The following is a 1,927-nucleotide window of genomic DNA, read 5'->3' on the forward strand; positions in this document are numbered from 1 at the left end:
GCTGTTGGTGGTTTCTCGGTTGCTAAGAGTTTGGATGCTGATGTTGAGAATGTTGGTGCGCCGTGGGCTGAGCAGGTCTTCACTTTTGATTACACCTGTGGTGTAGGCGAGGATCTTGTCACCGGCTCCTTCGAGTTGACTCCGGGTGAGTCGGAGAATGTTGTTGAGTCGATTGGTGAGCTTGAGCTTGGTACCTCGTGCACGGTCACGGAGCGTGACGCAGCTGTCGAGGGCTTCGAGTGGACCACTGAGTGGGACGTTGAGGGCGACAGCGACACTGCTGTAGTCGATGGCAATTCGGTGACCTTCGAGATTGGTTCCGGTGCGCAGGAGGGTCAGCCTGTTGCTGTAGGTGTGAAGAATATTTACACGGCTGAGACTGGTTCTTTCGATATCAACAAGACGATCACGGGTAATGCTGCTGCGGCTGCTGCGAACCAGGAGTTCACGTTCAACTACTCCTGTACCGTTGCTGACGCTGTGGTGCATTCGGGTACGACGTCTCTGGTTGGCGCTGGAACTGTGACTGTTGATGATGTTCCGGTGATGGCAACGTGTGTGGTGACTGAGTCTGATGCAGCGGTTGCTGATACTGCGCTTGATTCATCTATTTCACCGGATGAATTCCAGGTCACTGCTGATGAGTCGACTAACGTTCAGGTTGATGCTGTTAATGAGTACACCTACGTTGAGGGTGGCCTGATCCTTCAGAAGTTTGTCACTGGTAATGGGCTGGCTCATGCTCCGGATGAGTTCACGTTGAACTACCGCTGTGTGGCACCTGATTACTCAGGTGATGTTGAAGAGACTCCTATTGAAGAGACTCCTATTGAAGAGACTCCTATTGAAGAGACTCCTATTGAGGAGACTCCTATTGAAGAGACTCCCAACGAGGACAACTCCGCTGCTGCACAGACCACTACTGCTGACGCGCCTGCTGTTGAAGATGACGCTGAGGACGCTGCTGTTGTTGAGGCTGTTGAGGCTGTTGTTGGTTTGATGGAAGCAGTTGCTGGTGATGAGAGTGGTTCTGATTTGGGTGTTGCTTCTCAGGAAGGTTCTGTGACGCTGGGAGCTGGTGAGTCTGCTGTTATTGAGGGTCTGATCCCGGGTTCTATGTGTGAGGTGTGGGAAGAGGATGCCTCTGCGGATACTCAGTCGGGTTGGCTTGGTACGAGTGATCGAACGGTTGCTGATTGGTCTGTCGAGTACACCCTTGATGGTGAGGTTGTTGATGGTTCACCGGTGGAGTTGACTATCGGTGCTGATGAGAACGTTTCCCTGAACGTGGAGAACAAGTACGAGCTGACTGAGCAGAACGGTTTGGTTGTTATTCCGTTCCCGGTCCCTGCTCCGGGTGGTTCCAGTGGTTCGAGCATTCCGGGTGGTTCCAGTGGTTCGAGCATTCCGGGGACGACGTCGCCGGCTCAGCCTGATGCTCCGGAAACCCCGGAGACGGAAACTCCAGAGGTAGAGACTCCGGTGACGGATGCTCCGTCGGCTCCGTCGAAGGATGATTCCACGGTTTCTGAGAATGGTGGTTTGGCTAATACTGGTGCGAATGTGCTCTGGGTTGGTGGGATCGCATTGTTGATCATGGCTGTTGGTGCCTTGCTGGTGACTCGTGATCGTAAAAGCAATCAGTAGAAAATGACTGACTGGAACTACGAGTTAATGAAGGGAGGTGTGTGATGATTATTCCGATCCCGATTGTGATTGAGAATATTCAGTTCACTGGTTCGTCTGTGCTTGATTTCTTCGTGGGAAGTTCAATCTGGTTCTACGATGTTGTGGCTGGTTTGGGTAGCAGCATGGAGCTGTTTCCGAGTGTGATGTCTTCCTAGGCAGTGTGCTGGGGTAGATGAGGGTCAAGGGTTTGGTACGTGTGATGCGTACTGGGCCCTTGGCCCGTTTTTGCGTGTTGATA

At 52.6% G+C, this 1,927-nt stretch carries 2 protein-coding genes; both read left to right on the top strand.

Features of this window, described 5'->3' with window-relative positions:
- The coding region (locus tag C5L39_RS10830; RefSeq protein ID WP_219729211.1) for a DUF5979 domain-containing protein at positions 1-1,647 on the top strand (1,647 nt) is incomplete at its 5' end.
- A gap of 44 nt (positions 1,648-1,691) precedes the next feature.
- Positions 1,692-1,844 carry a hypothetical protein gene (locus C5L39_RS10785; protein WP_165858044.1) on the top strand — a complete coding sequence of 51 codons (153 nt, stop codon included), beginning with the start codon at positions 1,692-1,694 and terminating at the stop codon, positions 1,842-1,844.
- Positions 1,845-1,927: the final 83 nt, after the last annotated feature.

The organism is Corynebacterium alimapuense (assembly GCF_003716585.1).
GTDB lineage: Bacteria > Actinomycetota > Actinomycetes > Mycobacteriales > Mycobacteriaceae > Corynebacterium > Corynebacterium alimapuense.